Source organism: Chitinophaga eiseniae (assembly GCF_012641265.1).
Classification (GTDB): domain Bacteria; phylum Bacteroidota; class Bacteroidia; order Chitinophagales; family Chitinophagaceae; genus Chitinophaga; species Chitinophaga eiseniae_A.
This window is the reverse complement of record NZ_JABAHZ010000002.1, coordinates 725,308-743,590: the sequence shown is the minus strand read 5'-3', so window position 1 is coordinate 743,590 and position 18,283 is coordinate 725,308. Positions and strand designations below refer to the sequence as shown.

14 protein-coding genes are annotated in these 18,283 nt (G+C 45.9%); all 14 read right to left on the bottom strand.

Annotated features, from left to right (window positions below):
- Positions 1–4: 4 nt before the first annotated feature.
- The 14 genes from HGH91_RS10730 to HGH91_RS10660 all read right to left on the bottom strand — a co-directional run bounded on the left by HGH91_RS10730 (position 5) and on the right by HGH91_RS10660 (position 18,274).
- On the bottom strand, positions 5–1,087 hold the full coding sequence (locus HGH91_RS10730; protein ID WP_211092259.1) for a porin: 1,083 nt from the start codon (positions 1,085–1,087) through the stop codon (positions 5–7).
- A gap of 122 nt (positions 1,088–1,209) precedes the next feature.
- Entirely contained in the window at positions 1,210–1,773 is a 564-nt protein-coding gene (kdpC, locus tag HGH91_RS10725) for a potassium-transporting ATPase subunit KdpC (protein ID WP_168738441.1), read from the bottom strand.
- Positions 1,774–1,798: 25 nt separating this feature from the next.
- Positions 1,799–3,844: a potassium-transporting ATPase subunit KdpB gene (gene kdpB / locus HGH91_RS10720; protein WP_168738440.1), complete on the bottom strand. Its 2,046-nt coding sequence runs from the start codon at positions 3,842–3,844 to the stop codon at positions 1,799–1,801.
- Positions 3,845–3,864: 20 nt separating this feature from the next.
- Positions 3,865–5,577 (bottom strand): potassium-transporting ATPase subunit KdpA, encoded by a 1,713-nt coding sequence (kdpA, locus tag HGH91_RS10715; RefSeq protein WP_168738439.1) that lies wholly within the window; start codon positions 5,575–5,577, stop codon positions 3,865–3,867.
- Positions 5,578–5,816: 239 nt separating this feature from the next.
- Positions 5,817–6,161, bottom strand: coding sequence for a hypothetical protein (locus tag HGH91_RS10705; protein WP_145662448.1), 345 nt, complete (start codon positions 6,159–6,161; stop codon positions 5,817–5,819).
- Between the two features lie 269 nt (positions 6,162–6,430).
- On the bottom strand, positions 6,431–6,778 hold the full coding sequence (locus HGH91_RS10700) for a DUF86 domain-containing protein (protein ID WP_168738438.1): 348 nt from the start codon (positions 6,776–6,778) through the stop codon (positions 6,431–6,433).
- Positions 6,768–7,061: a nucleotidyltransferase family protein gene (locus HGH91_RS10695; protein ID WP_168738437.1), complete on the bottom strand. Its 294-nt coding sequence runs from the start codon at positions 7,059–7,061 to the stop codon at positions 6,768–6,770. Before HGH91_RS10695 ends, HGH91_RS10700 begins: the two co-directional genes overlap by 11 nt.
- 36 nt (positions 7,062–7,097) lie before the next feature.
- A complete protein-coding gene (locus tag HGH91_RS10690; protein WP_168738436.1) occupies positions 7,098–10,835 on the bottom strand; it encodes an SNF2-related protein in 3,738 nt (1,245 codons plus the stop codon).
- A gap of 221 nt (positions 10,836–11,056) precedes the next feature.
- Positions 11,057–11,851 (bottom strand): MBL fold metallo-hydrolase, encoded by a 795-nt coding sequence (locus HGH91_RS10685; protein WP_168738435.1) that lies wholly within the window; start codon positions 11,849–11,851, stop codon positions 11,057–11,059.
- Positions 11,852–12,039: 188 nt separating this feature from the next.
- Positions 12,040–13,449 (bottom strand): TlpA disulfide reductase family protein, encoded by a 1,410-nt coding sequence (locus HGH91_RS10680; RefSeq protein ID WP_168738434.1) that lies wholly within the window; start codon positions 13,447–13,449, stop codon positions 12,040–12,042.
- A 3-nt stretch (positions 13,450–13,452) separates the two neighbouring features.
- Entirely contained in the window at positions 13,453–14,676 is a 1,224-nt protein-coding gene (locus HGH91_RS10675; RefSeq protein ID WP_168738433.1) for a TlpA family protein disulfide reductase, read from the bottom strand.
- Positions 14,677–14,683: 7 nt separating this feature from the next.
- Positions 14,684–16,108, bottom strand: coding sequence for a PKD-like family lipoprotein (locus tag HGH91_RS10670; RefSeq protein ID WP_168738432.1), 1,425 nt, complete (start codon positions 16,106–16,108; stop codon positions 14,684–14,686).
- 17 nt (positions 16,109–16,125) lie between these two features.
- Positions 16,126–16,845, bottom strand: a complete 720-nt coding sequence (locus HGH91_RS10665; protein ID WP_168738431.1) for a DUF4843 domain-containing protein — start codon at positions 16,843–16,845, stop codon at positions 16,126–16,128.
- Between the two features lie 10 nt (positions 16,846–16,855).
- Positions 16,856–18,274 carry a RagB/SusD family nutrient uptake outer membrane protein gene (locus HGH91_RS10660; RefSeq protein WP_168738430.1) on the bottom strand — a complete coding sequence of 473 codons (1,419 nt, stop codon included), beginning with the start codon at positions 18,272–18,274 and terminating at the stop codon, positions 16,856–16,858.
- Positions 18,275–18,283: the final 9 nt, after the last annotated feature.

Here is an 18,283-nt window from a genome sequence, read left to right as displayed (position 1 = left end):
ATACTTAGAACCATACTGCCAGCGACGCTGTAATCGCTGTATTGGTATTTTTCATCTGGGTTCCTTTCATAAAGGTCTTGTCTTTACCATCAAATGTTCTTCCTTCCAATCTAAACATGACATGATCCACCGGGGTAAAATCAAGGTTAAGGGAGTAGCCGGTTGTCTGAAATCCATTGGCAGTACCGGTGTTGATCACCACGCCATGCTGGTCGTTGTAATACTCTACACGGCCGGCCATCGCAAATTTGCTGGTAAAAGCATATTTCGCAATCGCAACAGGGCTATACCAACTATTCAGATCAGAAGATCCTTTGGCTTTCTGCTGTAATCCAAAATCAAATCCAGCAATGACACTGAACTTTTCTGTTATACTAAAGGTACCATAAACATTATTAAAGTACCTCATTTGCCTTATACTATCCGGGAGATCATTTCCTACATAGGTGCTCCAGTTGAGCAGTACTTTGTCACTGGGTTTAAAGGTGATTTGTGTACCAAAAGCGGGGGTTTGATTACCATCTACTTTTTTAATTCTTTGCCATCCGTTCAGGTACATGGCCGCAAATGTCCATTGGTCGTTCGGAGTCCAGGTCACCTTTACACCAGTTTCATAGTAGGGCGAATTTTCACCCAGTATGCTCCTCGTGAGGGTAGGGCAATCTTTTCCGATAGCGCTTTCAAAGCCAATATGCGACGGCATTACACCCGCATCAATCCATACGTTTTTACCCACCCGAACGCCTACATTGGCTTCATATACATACTGCATCAGGGTAGGCTCCGTGGCCAGGTTATATTGCGGGTAGGTGCCGGCCATCAATCCCACGTTTGCTCTTATCCGGTCGCTGGTATAATTGGCTTTTACCATTGCCAGGTTCAGATTCAGCTCATTATGCCGGTTAAAGTTGTATAAAAAGCCTGGCCGGAGATGATTAGCCGGGTTGTTAAAATCATAGCTGTAATAAGCTTCCGCATATCCTGAAAAGGTTACTTTTCCTTTCTCTTTTTCGGCCGTAGGCGCTTCCTGGGCAAACATAGTAATAGCTGCTGCCAGCAAACCGCCCAGCAATAAAATTTTCTTCATGTAAGTTGACTTTTAAATATAGGCTGATGGTGATAAATCCTGGCAATCCGCAGCTACGGACTGCCAGTCAAGGGTTTTCACAGGATATCACAGGTTAAAGGAATAATAGGACTACACCCGGCTTACTTCAAATCGTCGAGTGCTATGTTCAATTTTAACACGTTTACGGTGGCCACACCCAATACCCCTAAAACAGGGGGCTTGGTATTAGCGTCTACCAGTTGTTTCAGGCGGTCGGCTGGAATACCTCTCAGCCTGGCTACCCGTGGTATCTGCACATAAGCCGCTTCCGGCGATAAATGTGGATCCAGTCCACTCGCTGAAGCTGTAACCAGTTCGGCGGGAATATCTTCTTTCTTTACTCCGGGATTATGCACCATAAAAGTGTCAATCCTGGCTTGTACTGTTTTCAAATAGTCAGGGTTACCGGCCGATTTATTGGAACCACCGGAACTTGCCGCATTGTAATCTACCGTAGAAGGGCGTGGCTGGAAATACTTATCATCTGTAAATTTCTGCGCGATGTTCTCATAACCTACCACTCTTCCATTATGCGTTACCGTTACACCATCACCTTTACCAGGGGCCAGTTTAGCAACTGCCGCCAGGAACAGGGGATATAATCCGCCCAGTACAATCACCAGCAACAGTGTCAGTTTTATAGAAGGCCACAAATATTTTTTCATCTCTTTAAATTTTTTCTATTTAGAATTACATGAAAAGGGCAATCACCATATCAATCAGCTTAATGCCAATGAAAGGCGCTATAATACCACCTACACCATAAATCAGCAGGTTCCTGCGCAGCAAGGCACTGGCGCCAATTGGTTTATAGGCCACCCCTTTTAATGCCAGCGGTATCAGCAGCGGGATAATAATGGCGTTGAATATTACCGCGCTCAGGATGGCTGTTTCAGGGCTATGCAGTTTCATGATATTAATACCCTGCAAAGCCGGGATAGACGCCACAAACAGCGCAGGAACAATGGCAAAATACTTGGCCACGTCGTTGGCAATGGAGAAAGTGGTGAGTGTACCACGCGTCATCAACAGCTGTTTTCCAATTTCTACGATCTCAATCAACTTGGTAGGGTCATTGTCCAGGTCCACCATGTTGCCGGCTTCTTTGGCGGCCTGTGTACCACTGTTCATCGCTACTCCCACATCGGCTTGTGCCAGCGCCGGCGCATCATTAGTACCATCGCCCATCATGGCTACCAGGCGGCCTTCGTTCTGCTCCTTACGGATATAACTCATTTTATCTTCCGGCTTGGCTTCTGCGATGAAGTCATCCACACCGGCTTTCGTAGCAATATATTTGGCGGTGAGCGGATTGTCTCCGGTTACCATCACGGTTTTCACACCCATCCTGCGCAGGCGGTCGAAACGCTCGCTGATACCAGGTTTGATAATGTCCTGTAACTCTATCACCCCTTGTACTTTACTATTAAGTGCTACCACCAGCGGGGTACCGCCATCTTTCGAAATAGCTTCCACGCGGGAGCGGGTCTCTTCCGGGAAAACAAATCCTTCTTTTTCGGTCAACCGGCGGATAGCGTCGTAAGCACCTTTACGGATACGATTACCGTCGGGCAAGTCGATACCGCTGCTACGGGTTTCGGCAGTAAATTTCACCAGGCTGGCACCAGTTACGGTCAATTTGTTTACAACTTCTTTACCTGCCAACTCTACAATTGACTTCCCTTCCGGTGTTTCGTCCGATAAAGAGCTCAATGCGCAGAGACGGATAAACTCTTCAGTAGAAATGCCGTTGGTAGCATAGAAGTTAGTCGCCTTACGGTTGCCAATGGTAATAGTTCCTGTTTTATCAAGCAACAGCACATCAATATCTCCGGCTGTTTCCACTGCCTTACCGGATTTGGTAATCACATTGGCGCGCAAAGCACGGTCCATACCCGCAATACCAATGGCAGATAATAAACCGCCAATGGTAGTAGGAATCAGGCAAACAAACAGTGAAATAAAGGCCGCAATAGTGATAGGGGTTTGTGCGTAGTCGGCAAAAGGTTTCAGCGTTACGCACACGATAATAAATATCAGTGTAAAGCTGGCCAGCAGGATCGTTAATGCTATTTCATTCGGCGTTTTCTGGCGGCTGGCGCCTTCTACCAGCGCAATCATTTTATCCAGGAAGGATTCACCAGGTTCGGTGGTTACCCTTACTTTGATGTGATCAGACAGTACTTTAGTACCGCCTACCACGCTCGATTTATCGCCACCAGCTTCCCTGATCACCGGCGCACTTTCGCCGGTAATGGCCGATTCGTCGATGCTGGCAAGTCCTTGTACAATCTCCCCGTCGGCCGGGATGATATCGCCGGGGTCACAGGCAAAGATGTCGCCTTTGCGCAAGGTAGAGGAGGACACTATTTTAATTTCATTGGTGAATATTTCACCTATCAGTTCTATCTTTTTGGCAGGTGTTTCTTCCCTTGTTTTACGCAGGCTTTCGGCCTGTGCTTTACCACGTGCCTCGGCAATGGCTTCTGCAAAGTTGGCAAACAATACCGTGAGGAAAAGCACAGCAAAGATGGAAATGTTATAAGCCACACTGCCCTGCTCACGATTACCGGTAAAAATGGTATACAATGCTACGATAGCCATTACTGCGGTACCTATCTCCACGGTGAACATCACCGGGTTTTTAATCATCAATTTTGGATGCAGCTTCACGAAAGACTGCTTCAGGCTCTCCATCACCTGTTCTCTCGGAAACAATTTATTATCATGCTTCATGGTAGTCAGTCATTAAAAAATTACAGGGAAAAATACTCTGCGATAGGTCCCAATGCCAGGGCTGGGAAATAAGCCAAGGCAGTGAGAATAACAATCACGGCAAATGTCATGGCGCCGAAAGTGAGTGAATCTGTTCTCAGCGTACCGGCCGATTCAGGCACATACTTCTTGGATGCCATCAGGCCTGCAATCGCCACCGGGCCGATTATTGGCAGGAATCTGCCCAGGATCAGCACAAAGCCGGTAGATACGTTCCAGAATATGTTACCATCTCCCAAACCTTCAAAACCAGAACCATTGTTGGCGTTGGCAGAGGTATATTCATACAGCATTTCGGAGAAACCGTGATAGCCAGGGTTATTCAACCAGGCTGATGGTTTCACTGCCCAGTTAATATCCGGGTGGTGCGACAATACCCAGGAAGATAACGCGGTACCTGCCAGGATCAGGAAGGGAGATAACAACGTAATCAACGCGGCAATCTTTACTTCCCTGGCTTCCAGCTTATGCCCCATAAACTCAGGCGTACGGCCCACCATCAATCCTGATATAAATACTGCTATGATGATGTAGATGTAATAGTTAAGGATACCTACACCGCAACCTCCGTAGAAACAGTTTAGCATCATGCCCAGCAGCTGCATTAAACCTGTGAGCGGCATCGTACTATCGTGCCAGCCACATACAGAGCCGGTAGATATAATGGTGGTCACCGTACTCCAATAGCCAGTGGCGGCCGGGCCAAACCGCACTTCCTTACCTTCCATGGCCCCTGTAGCCTGGTGTATGCCCATCTTGGCTATTTCGGGGTTGCCGGCCATTTCCTGCTGCATAGATGGGATGAGCAAACAAATCATCCCTATCGTCATGATCCCGAAAATGACGTACGCAAATTTCTTTCGTTGTATAAACATGCCCAGGGCAAATACCATCGCAATAGGGATCACCACCTGTGCTACCATTTCGGTCATCCAGGTAACATAATTGACGTTTTCAAGCGGATGTGCGGAGTTAGCGCCAAAGAAACCACCACCATTAGTACCGAGGTGTTTGATGGCCACGAAACCCGCAACAGGGCCGCGGGATACGTTTACAGTATCGCCCTGCATGGTCACCAGGGTATCTTTACCGGCAAAGCTGGCGGGCATACCATTAAATATGAAAATGAGCGCTATCACAATGCTGATGGGCAACAGGATACGGGTAATCGTTTTAAGAAAAATATCCCAGAAGTTGCCGAGCTGAGTGGTCGTCTTTTCTTTCATCGCCTTAAACACTACCACCAATGCAGCAATACCGGTGGCAGCGCTCACAAATTGCAGGAAGGCCAGTACAAATAACTGTGTAAAATAGGTGACGCCTGTTTCACCGGAATAGTGTTGCAGGTTACAGTTTACTACGAAACTGATGGCGGTATTAAACGCCAGATCGGCCGACTGCCCCGGGTTTCCATCCGGATTCAGCGGCAGTTTATCCTGGAACATCAGCGCAAAAAACGCATACACAAACCATACTAAGTTGATGGTCAGCATAGCTTTCATGTGCTGTTTCCAGTTCATTTCTTCATGAGGATTGATACCCGATATCTTAAAGAAGAGGCGTTCCAGTGGCGCCATAAAGTCGGACCAGGTACGCTCGCCCCTGAATATCTTTACGATGTACCTCGCCAGTGGCCAGGCTAATAACAGCGTAATACCGTAGGTGGCTATAACGCCTAAAATTTCTGTTGTCATTTCAATAGTGAGTTAAAAAAGCTTTGCGTATAGGCGTAGGAGTAATCTGTTACTCAGAATTTTTCAGGTTTCAACAGTACATAGATCATGTAGCCGAAAACGAAAAGTGATAAAACAAATAATGCGTTCATAGTAGTTTTAATTAGATCTTTTCGAAATAGTCTACCGATTTAAAAAACACGGCAAAGCAGGCGATTCCTGCCAGTACCAGGAGAATAGTCATCATCATAAAAGTTGTTTTATATAGCGATTGTTTGTAAATGCTGAATCCTGATGTTCTTCAATGATAAAGGCAATAGTTCCTTATGCTTGCCACAGAGCAGGGGAGATAACGTATACATAAAAGCGCTTTCAATAGCATTGCGCAACGCACTGCTCCCATTATGATATAATACACCCGCCACAGTGAAGCAACGCTTTACCTCATGTAATTGTTCACTTCTGATCATCCGGCTGGTATAATCCGCAAAAGTGTGGATCACCTTACTAATGGAGCCTCTTACCGGCTCCTGTTGTGCGGCAGGAAATGTTAACCCTGGAATCTGCAAACCTATCAGTTGAGAGATTTTTGAGTCTGGTAGCATATGGATCAATTGTTTTGATACAATTGGGGTAATGCCAGCGGAGTGCCAGTGTTGGGAAAGATGCTTTTGAAAGCATATAAATAATTGTATATCAATTATTTAATAGTATATAACGGTATTAACGTGAAATGTGCCAGTCGGGGAAACCATGCAGAAACGGAAGGGTATATGCAGAAAATGAAAAGGGGTTCCTGGAAATTGACGGGCACAAAAAAAGGAGATGTTTTGTTTAAAAACATCTCCCTCCTTATAGTTTCGTTTAAAATAAGCTATTCTAAATTATTCAACATCTCATCTATCCTTTCTTTTAAAATAGGAATATCGTTCTCGATAATCTGCCATATCACTTCAGCATCTATTCCAAAATACTCGTGAACGAGAACATGCCTAAGTCCTATAATCTGTCGCCAGGCAACATCATTATTATTATCTCTCAGCTCCTGTGTTAGCAAATTCGCGGCTTCTCCAATAATCTCAATTTGCTTTACAGAAGCAAAACGCATCATTGAATTCTCTATAAAATCGGAAAGAGATTTGCCTTCGGCATAGGCTTCTATTTCTCCTATCGCTTCGGCGATATGCTGCAAGCGCTGCCTATCACCCATCTTACCTTTCATAGATCAATTGCTTATCTGATTCTACAAACGGTAAAATATATTTCGACAAAGCCTTCTCTGAAATAAGATCTACCTTTTTATGTAATTGATCTTCCAGGTCCTGTTGCATTGTTACAAATCCTAAACCTATATATTTGGAATAATCCAACTCCACCAAAATATCAATGTCGCTTAACTCGTTAGCATCTCCTCTCGCCTGAGAACCAAAAATAAAGGCCTTTTTCACAGGTTTGTCTGCGAAATAATGCTGAATGATTTGGATTTCTTGTTGCGAAATTTTCATAAAGCTAATTTAGCACTTAATGCCTATACTTCAATATTAACTAAACAAATACAACACATCTTCCTTCGTCAGCTTCTTCACAAAACCGCTATCATCAGAAATGATCTCTTTCACCAGCGATTTCTTCCTTTCCTGCAGCTGCAATATCTTCTCTTCTACTGTATCCTTACAGATCATGCGGTAAGCAAAGATATTTTTCGTTTGCCCGATACGGTGAGTACGGTCAATTGCTTGCTGCTCTACAGCCGGGTTCCACCATGGGTCCACGATATATACATAGTCGGCTGCGGTGAGGTTCAAACCTACACCACCGGCTTTCAGTGAAATCAGGAATACGCGGCACTCTTCGTTATGCTGGAAGTTCTGAATGGCCTTTTCACGATCTACAGTGGAAGTGCTACCATCAAAATACTCGTAAGGTATTTTCAGGTGTTGCATCCGGTCGCGGATCAATCCAAGCATGCCGAGGAATTGGGAGAAGATCAGCACTTTATGGTTGCCGATATTCTCAGAAATTTCACGGGTGAGCTCGTGCAATTTTACTGAGTGATTCGGATATTGTTCGGTATCGTTCAGGATAGCCGGCGAGTCGCAGATCTGCCGCAATTTCATCAAGCCTTGCAGGATGGTTAGCTGTGAACGTTCCATGCCCTGGTCTTCAATAACCCCGAGGATCTTGGAGCGGTAGGTATTACGGTAAGCATCATAGATATGCCTTTGTTCCGCATCCATTTCACAGAAGATCACGGTCTCTATTTTTTCTGGGAGGTCTTTCGCCACCTGCTCTTTAGTACGACGCAGGATAAACGGATAGATCAGCTTACGCAGGTGTTCTTTTCGCTCTTCATCCTGGAACTTGTCGATAGGCGTTGCAAACTCATTGCGGAAGAAGTCTACACTACCCAGCATGCCCGGGTTGAGGAAGTTCATCTGCGCATAAATATCGAAGGTATTATTCTGCATCGGCGTACCGCTCAACGCGAGCCTGTTGCGGGTTTGCAGCAGTTGCGCAGCCTTGGTCACCTTCGATTGCGGGTTCTTTATCGCCTGCGATTCATCCAGGATCACATAGTCGAACTCTATCTTCATGAGCAGCTGGATATCGCTGCGCAGGGTACCGTAGGTAGTAATGATAGCATCGAAATTTACCAGCTCCTCAGCCGATTTGAATCGCGCCGGGCCATGGTGAATATGATGCCGGATATCCGGTGTAAATTTCTTGATTTCATTTTCCCAGTTGTAAATCAGCGTAGTAGGACAAACTATCAACGCCATGGTTTTACCACCGTGCTTATTCTTGTAATATTGGAGGAAGGTAAGCGCCTGGATGGTTTTACCAAGACCCATATCATCTGCCAATATACCGCCCCATTTAATGTCGTCGAGGTAGTTGAGCCACTGGAAGCCGCTTTCCTGGTAAGGCCGCAATTTGGCCTTTAAATTCTCCGGCAGGGCTATATTGCGGATTTCATCAAACTGCAACAGCTTGCGCCGCTTTTGCTCCAGTTCCAGCACTACTGCTTCGTCATCTATAAACTCATACAACTCATCAATAACGCTGAAATTGTATTTGCTGAGTTTAAGTCCTTTATCCTTTTCTTCCCCTACTTTAAACAGCAGGGAATATTTACGCAGCCATTCTTCCGGCAACAGCCCCAGGGAGCCATCTGCCAGCTGAACATAGTTCTGTTTATTGGCCAGCGCATTTTTGATATCCTTGATACTTACTTTCTGATCGCCATACAGCACTTCAATCTGGGCATCGAACCAGTCGATGCCGGAGCTGATTTGCAGGTTGGTAACCGGTTTATGTGAGCTGAATTTGAAATTGCGCAGGGAATCAAATCCAAATACCCGCACATTCATTTCTTTCAGCGCATCGAAAAACAGGAAAAACCAGTTGTTCTTCAACGCTTCTTTTGCCCGCAGGTAGAAATAGTTGTTGTTATCGTGCTGGGCGAAGTTGGTATGTAATGTGCGGAGTTTTGCGACAAACTCTTCTTCAGCCGGTTTATTCCGGTGAATAATCACCACCTTATTGCCTTCCTGCACGGTAATCTTGCCTTCGTCATTCCATTCTACTTCCTGGCCGCGATAGGCAAATCCGGGTTGTATAATAAATGTTTCTCCCAACTCTTTCAGAAATACACGAGGCTCTGGGGCAATATCTTTTACCTCTGCCAGCAATCCTTTGTCGAACTGGATATCATACTGCCGGCTCAGTGGCAACAGGTAGTCCTTCAGGTAGGTAGGCCATTCGTTGTTGGCGATGCGCAACTGACCATTTTGTTTGAAAAGCTCTACGTGCAGGGCATCCTGCGGACTTTCAAACAAATAAATCACTTGCTTATGCAGGAACAAAAGCGGACTATCCCATTGATTATCAGCCACATTTATCAGCTCTCCTTCGATACTCACGTAACAGTTTACCGTAACATGGGTATCGCCGGTAGTGGTTTTGATCACCAATTTCAGGCGATCAGCGCCGATTTGCAGCTGTTGCAGGTTCTTTGTTTTAAAGGCCTGCCGGTTGGGCAGTTCGAATACCAGTCCATGCTCTGCCAGCTGTGGGAACAGTTTGGCCAGCTTAGGGTGCAGGTATTCCAGCATCAACTCTTTCGTTTCGGTGGGCAATTCTTCCGCATTTTCATGCGTAATATTTTCCCAGATGCCGGCAAACGGGGAGTTTTTGCTGAGGAATTTACTCACTTCGCTGCCCTGTAATTTTCGTATAGGCGCTATGAGTTCCCTGTCTTTTTCCTTGTATTGGTAAAAGTCAACGTATTTCGTGAGATCCAGTTTGCTGGCGAGCGATACAAAGGCGGTTTGCTCTTCGTTGATTTCGCCGCTTACCAGGTCTATTTTAAAGTAGGGGTACAGCGTTTCATTGGCGTTGAAAACAGTGGCCAGTCGCTGTGAAATGGTAATTGTTTCCTCCTGGGGTGGGGGAGCTGTTACCGGCTGCCGGCCGGCAGTAGCGCCATCTACCCGCTTGATGGTAGGGTCCAGCACTCTTAAGAACGGCTTGCCATCCATGTAAGAAAAGGCAAATTTCCCTTCCAGGTCGTCCGATAGGGAATAACCGTACAGCGACAACAATTTATTCTTTTCCTTGTCCCAGTTACGCAGCGTATCGAAATAGAACGGTCCGTGCTTCTGCAGTAGTTGCAGGAACAGGGCTGTTTTATGCACACAAAGCGCGTGTTCCGTTTCATCGCAGGTGCAGTGGGTATCAAAAAAACGTTCTTCGTTTCGCTGAATAATCAGTGGAAATTCTTGTCCATCCAGTGTCAGCACAGCTTCCACCTTTTCATCCTTCGCATGTTTGATCTTAGCCGGATGCTTTTTGGCAATTTCTTCGGCCTGGGCCAGGATGGCGCCGGAGGTAAGCAGTTTGATACTTTTGATATCGATAGATTTCATTTTCACCAGTGTGTGCTGCTGGTCAAACTGGGTATCGAAGCTTTCAAAATGGTTTTTGTCAAGCATTTCCTGGAGCTGGAAAAGTGCGGCAGCTTCGTGCCGGCAAATATCGCCCAGGTTATACGGACATTGGCAACGGATGGACATACCGCTGGTTTCCCCGTATTTATTGATGGAAACACGGTAATAATTGGCGTGTGTGTCGCTTTTTACGCGGAAGGTAGCTGTTTTTAGCACCGGGTCTGCCTCAATGAGTTCAACACCCCCGGTCGAGAAAATACGCTTCCCCCTGCGGATCACTTCATCAGTGCCGTTGTTGTAAACATATTTTAGCAAATGGGGTAGCGACATACTATTCGTTGTTGCCTGCTTTTATTATCAGCAAAGGGTTGCTAGATATATCAAAAAAACTTAACAGCTGATAAAAAGGCAATCCACAAAAGTAAGCAGAAAATTCCTAATAACCCGCAGTCCACACATTAAGAACTGATTAACCGCTTCCCGTTTGCCATGGCGGGGAAGCGGCTATTTTCCAATATCTTTTTTTATAAATATAGATGCTTGTTTATCAATCATTTAATTCGCTGCAGATATCTCTCTAAAGAAAAATCTACGGCTGCTTGCGCCCCCGTTTTGATATATTTTCCAAAAGCGCCATACATCGCGTCATATGCCAACGGCTTTATGGCTACATGTAACGTGTTAATTTCCCTGGCGGATAACGGAATATTATTGGGATAACTGTACATCACCGACACCGTTTTCCGGTCGGACGACACCTGGATGACATCACCCACCAGCAACAGGCCTTTACCCGCAGGGGTATAGAGCACATTTGCACCGGGAAAATGCCCTCCACACAATACCAGCTTAATACCATCCCATAAAGGGAATTCATTACCTGACCATAATTTAATAGCATCATCGCGGCGCTGTAGCCACTGCGCATCCAGCTGGTGTACATATACAGGAATATTGCCAAAAACATGGCTCCACTCCACAATCGTAGAAAAATAATGCGGGTGGGAAAGGGCAATAGCCCTAATTCCACCCAGCAGTTGAATAATCTTTATCGTAGAGGCGTCGAGGTTAGCAATGCAATCCCAGAGAATATTTCCACCCGGCGTAATGAGCAAATGCGCCCGCTGCCCAATGGCAAAATCCGGTGTGCTGTAAATGGCGTACAAGTCGGGTGCTACCAGCTCTATTATATTTCTGTGTGTTTTTTGCACCTGCTCCAGCGTGGTCCAGCTTTGACCAGCGGGGTTTACATACTGGCGGTCATCTTCACAAACCGGGCAATATTCCGGTGTCTTTTCACGGGCTTCATATTGCACCCCGCAGGTAGTGCAGATAAAATGTATCATAGCTTATCGTTTGCGGGGAGAATATAAGCATTTTTAAACAGCACCGGCAAGCCCATCATCGTGAGGGAGCGTTGTTCAGTCTTTTTTAGCCTCCCACAGCGAAAGAAATCCGTCTCCACGGCGACTTTGGAGCGATAGGCTGCCTGCCGGAGATCTTTAAAATGTCCGGCAGACAACACTATTTCTTTCTATTTGCTCCTTGCATATTCTATCATGGCTGAAAGTTCTTTAAATGCTACTTCATTATTCCCGTCAAAACCGATCTTCCTGAAACGGATATTACCTTGAGGATCAATTACGATCTTAGCCGGAATCGCGTCTACATTGAAGCGCTGTGCCACCGGAGATTTATCCGTTTCCTTATTCCTCCAGTCCATTAACACATGAAATGAGTAGTGATTGTCTGTAACATAGGCCTTTGCCTCCTTTGCAGCATCCCCTTTTGTCTTGTCGAGCGTATGAATGAAGAAGAATTTTACATCCGGATCATTTTTGTACTTATCCACGGCCGCCTGCATAGACGGGAAAGATAATTTGCAAGGGCCGCACCAGGTTGCCCAGAAGTCCAGCACGACTACTTTGCCTTTCATATCCTGTAGCGAAACCAGGTTACCATCTACATCTTTTATGGCAAAATCCGCAGCCGGCAAACTTACAGCATGTTGTACCGCATCGGCTGCTATTCTCTCGTCTGAAGCCTGGAGCAATTGCTGCTCATACGTCTCAAACCCTGCTGCCGAGCCTTTTGCAATGGTATACACTTCCTTCAGCCGGGCTTTCAAATCTGCTGAAGCGGTGGACGCTTTTATCGCATCCGTTATGAGCGGCAGGGCTTCTTTATATCTTTTTGTTTGCAGCAAAGCCGTAATGTACACCTCTGAAATGCGCGGGGGTAGTGCGCTGTTGTCTTTCGCAAGCAGGTATAGAAACTGATAGGCGTCTTCGGCCTTTCCATTGGCAAGCAAAGATTTTCCATAAGCACCCGCCATCGAATAAAAAATAGCTGCTGCGCGAGGTTTAGCCTGGGATATATTTGCCGGTGTTACAGGGCTATTTGTTACCGCATCTTTCAAGAGAGGTGCTGCCTCCCGGGGATTTGATCCCGCAAGTGCTGCCAGTGCACTGGCATATACGCTCGGATACTTTTTAACATCCAATTGATTACAATATTCCAACATCTTCCTGGCATCCCCCTTTTCTGCACTGGCATTCACCAATTCCGCTAAAATAACAGGCGAATTTTTACCGGGAAACTTTCTGATTAATGCCTGATATTGCTTTTCTATCTCCTTCAGATCCCGCAACTCTTCTATCGGTTGGACTTCCTGATTGAATGCAAGCTGACCTTGGGGATATTCTTTTATTGCCCGGTCCAGCACCTGCTGCGCCCTGGCGGCACCATCTTTAGCATAGCGGTAATAAAAGTAGGCAGTTTCCAGGTCCTGTTCCGTTTTACCCTTTTCTAACTCCGCCAGTTTCATTTTCAGCTGGGCACTGTCGGTAATCGCCCTCAACTCCCGCACTCCCTCCATCCCATTTTGTGCAACGGCAGCCCAGGAGATCACTAAAAAACAAAATACTCCAATTATTCTTTTCATAATTTAATTGATTGATTGAATCATCATACTGATTTCCGGGATAGCTTCATCCACGGAAATATATCCTGTATTCCTGTAGCGAATGATACCATTCCTGTCAATAATGAACTTGGTAGGAATAGCCTTTACGCCATACTTGTTCACTACTTCATTTTTCCCCGTAGTTGTATCTTTAAGGTCCATATACACGTCAAATCTGTATTTCCGGTAGGCCAGTAAACGTTTGGCATCGTCGGTGGCATGATCGCTCCTTTCAAAAGTGTGAATGAACATAAATACTACTGACGTATCATTCCTGTAATAATCCACCGCCTTTTGCATACCGGGGAATGAGCCCACACAGGGCTGACACCAGGTAGCCCAGAAATCGAGGATTACAGTTTTTCCGCGGAGGCTTTGCAGCGAAACGGTTTTACCCGTAAGGTCTGTCAGCGTGAAATCCGGCGCCGGTATATTCACTTTCATTTTGGATATTTTTTCTTCCAACTTCTTTTTATGATCGGCAGTAATAGAGTCTTTCAGCCACAGATAACGCTTATCGTCACCATATTTCTCTATAAATATCTTCCTGGTTACTGCATTAAACTCTTCCGACCGGGATTCCTGGCTTAACATCAGCTGGTTCATCTGCTCCAGCGCTTTGTCTGTTTCTCCGGCCTTGGCCAGCGCCATGGCATAGAGTTCCCGTCCAGCTCTCCGGCTGCTGCCGGCAAATGCAGGAGCGAGATATTCAAGCGATTCACGATAGGTCCCTTTTTCATATAGTATCTTTCCGTATAGTGCGCCGAACTCGGCAGCACCCGGCCCCCTGTCTTCAAAAGGCCCGCCAGCGCCCTGAAGTCTGGATCCATTCTTCTTTACCTGCTCCCATGTTGGCTTTAGTAGTTTTTCAGCATCTTCAAATCTCCCTACAGCTATCATCCTGTCTATTACGTTGTACAATGCCGTTAGCTTGATACTTGTATCGCCAATCTGGTTGGCCCACTGCCGGGCCTTTTCAAAATTCTCCTCGTTAGCAAAAGCTACGGCCACCAACTGCCGGCAATATTGAACCTGATGTTCTTCGCCTTTACCTTCCCGTACCCGTTTTTCCATTATTTTAACGATCCCGCCCATCTTCACAGGATCAGGTTCGGATTTCACGGCATTATATAGATCGGAAAATGTCTGCGCCCGTACTACACCCGTGAAAAGTGCGGCACATAGCATTATTGAAAGTATTCTCATTATCTCTTTAGTTTTTAAATCCAACCTGTACGATCTCCCCAAAACCCTGGAATTTTTTAGAGAAGGTTTCATTTACCAATCTGCCACGCACATTCAATTCAAAATAAAATACTTCACCAGCTGTGCCTTTATTGGCAGCAACTACCAGGCGAGCAGTTCCCGTGCGTTGTATCTTGATGTCTGCGATCTTGTATCCTGCAGGGAATGTATACAGCAATTCACTGGAATTGGCAATCATATCATACAGGTAAATCTTTGAATCGGTAGCATAGTAGAGTTGCTTTAAACTGCTGGCGGTAGCAAAATATTTCGCAGTACCAATTTCAGGACTGTTCCCGATCAGCTGGTTCATAGCAGGTGCATCTTTATTGATAGAATACACATAACGATTATTGTTTTCATCCTGCATGATAAAAAAGTACTCACCGGTAGGATAAGCATTATCTAGTGCTCCCCGGTCAAAGCCTATGGCAGTCTTACCGACATTTCCCATATCAAAACTTCCATTGACTGCAGATGGAAGCAATGTTCTGGTGTCGTACCCGGTTTGCATGAAGCGCTTGTACTTATTGTCGTATACATAAGTGGTATAGAAACTGGACGCTGCAAGACCGGGGAATAGGTAGTAATCCCCGTTATACCGGTCAGAGAAGGGTTTTAGCGCCTGCGCTTCAGTCATTCCAAACCCGGTACTGATACCACCATACAATCCTCCTTCGCTGATCAACAACTGCTCCGAAGCCAACACATTCAATGAATATGCAGGCAACGTACTGAAAGCACTAGCACCCGGGAGCAGCTTGTCTGTGCCGGCGTTTTGAAAAAAGTCGTTTCCATTAAACCTGAAGACCCCATTGGTGGTAAAGAACAGGATGATAGCCGTACCGGAGTTGTTGGTAGAAAGTGCAGCAATGGCTTTACCTGAATAGGTAGTATTGTTGGCCAACCCGGCAGGATCTAAAATCAAAGCATCATCAACGCGGATAAAGTCAAGATGAGCACTGTTATTCCTGGTATTAGCCACCATCCAGCCGCTATAGAACTTCCCATTCACAGTAACCTTGTACAGCTTTACCGCAACGATACCGGTTTCGGGGTCCGTAACCCGGCATTGCAAGGTATAAACTCCCGGCGATTGCTTAATGGCCGCTTTCAGATTCCTTTCCGCGGATAATGTAACCGGGCTTCCTGAGCCGTTTTGCAGATAGATGACCCACTCGTACTTATATGGAACACCGGGCGGTTTCGTGTCTGTATAAACCGGTGCAAATTTCAATGTATCATACTGTGTAATAGCAAATGCTGAATCAGGGGAAATACTCACCTTATTCAGTTTTTCAAAAACGTAATTCTGTTTATCGCGCTGGCAGGAAAAAGCTACTATTGCCACTACGCACAACCAAAGAACATCGCTAAATATATGTCTGCGCATAATTTGTTTTTTTGAAATCAATTAAATGTGACACGTAAGCCATCTTCATCCACTAATGGACCATTAATAGCCTCATATTCGGCTAACTTGCGCTGTAATACAACCGGCAGGTTATAGTATTGGTCGATACCGATCACGTCGGAATCAAAATTGGTAAGGCCTGTGGCTTCCATCATGAATTTAAATTTCACCTGGCTAAAGAGGCCAAAGTCACCATATCCACCGGCAGGCCAATAAGATGGCCGTATCAGCTGTGCGGATATGTTAATGATCATACTTGCCACATTCGTGGTACCTCCAATTTCTTTTCCCAGGGCGCCCAGCTCAAAATCCTTGCTGGGCGCCACTTGTACTACAAGGCGGAAGGTGCCGTTCTTCATTTCAGGGGAGTTCAGTACGATCACGGGATAATTTACGGTCAAAGAATCAGCAGGCAGCGTGGCTTCGGGGAGGATAAAATCTTTCCCCTCGCGGGCAGTGGTACCGTCTCCTGCTTTTACAGCGATTGCTCTGGCTACATGATTGGCAGGACCGGTAATACGCATGGGAATGAATATCGTATCTCTCTGCTTCTCCACCAACGAAAATGCGAAGGAATACCCCAGGCTGTCCGGATCATAAGGCCCCTTATAAAAAGAGATACCATTCTTGCCGCTGAACAAGGGTACATCCTGCTTTTTACAGGCTATCCCAAATGCCGCTATCACTATGCTGATTAAAAATAAAAGCTTCTTCATAATGCCGGGTTTAATTGTAATTAGGATTAAACTCTAGTTCAGACGGAGGAATAGGCAATACATACTTGCTAAGCGGTATATCCTTGGTCATAAAGCGCATCCGCACCATCTTTTTGCGTTTGTAATAGTAAAACCACTGGCCTTCCGCGTAAAATTCCTTCTGATATTCTTTGGTAATTTCGTTTTGCAGCGTAGTGGCTGTAATGCTCGCTGGCAATTCCGCAAGTGCTCTTGCTACCCGCACTTTATTGAGATAACCCACGCCTTCCTGGGGGGTGGCCGCCACTTCAGCCAGAATGTAATACATTTCAGACAGGCGGATCACCGGCACCAGTTGGTCCAGTCTATTGGAGTCCATGGTGGAGAACTGGTAAGTTTGCCAGAATTTGGATGGAAATGGGGCGCCACCATCCTGTTCTATGAGAAAGCGGTAACGAAGATCAGTTGCACCTGTTCCCCCGGTGCCTGCCTCATACAACGATTTGAAATTAGCATCTGACTGTGTGAGTTTTACACTGGTAGATCCATTAAATCTGAAATAAGAAACCTCCGCCCAGTCCTTGATATTAGGCACCCGCAAACAGAATACCTGTTCGGTAATATACAGTCTGTCTCTGGACCCCATTGTTTGCGAAGCGGCAGATGCGGTAACAAAAGGGAATTTACCCGCATCTACTACATCGTGCGCGGCAGCAGCTGCGCCGGCATTATCTCCGATATACAACCTGACCCTGGCCTCCAGCGCTTTTACTGCGTAGTAGTTCATTTTGATCCTTCTGTTGGGAGATCCGGAAACAATGGGATCAACTTTCACAAGTAAGTTCGCCGCGGCCGCAAGATCATCCAGCGCAAGTTTCACCACTTCTGCGGTAGTAGCCGGTATCTGGGAATACTGATCCACGGTCATTCTATAAGGGATTGCTTTCTGGTCTTTTCCCAACGTATATTCCGGTCCGAAGAGCCGGAGCAGTTCAAAATGCAGGAAAGCCCGAAGCGCCAACGCCTCGCCTTTGATCATCCCGTAATTATTTCCGGTGAACATCGTTCTGTTCTCATCCGCATTGCTGATAATATTATTCACTCCTGCGATAGCAGTATAGCTGGCAGACCAGATCGCTGTTGTATAATTGATCACCTGTTGCGAGGTATAATTAAGCGCACGTGCTTCTGCCAGAGGCGCACCGGCGCCAGAAACGCTGTAATTCTGTGCCAGTGCAGAAACGAAGCCCATAGACTGGTTGTCGCCATAAAGGCTCCGGCTGGCCATTTGCGAATAAATACCCATCAAGGCCTGTTGAAATCCGACCTCAGATTCAAACATCTGGCTTTCCGATAACTGTGATTTCGGTGTAACATCCAGGTACTTGTTGCAGCCGGCGATTATCATACTGCCAGCCAGATATAAGGTGATAAGAATATTCCTTTTCATATGCATCTA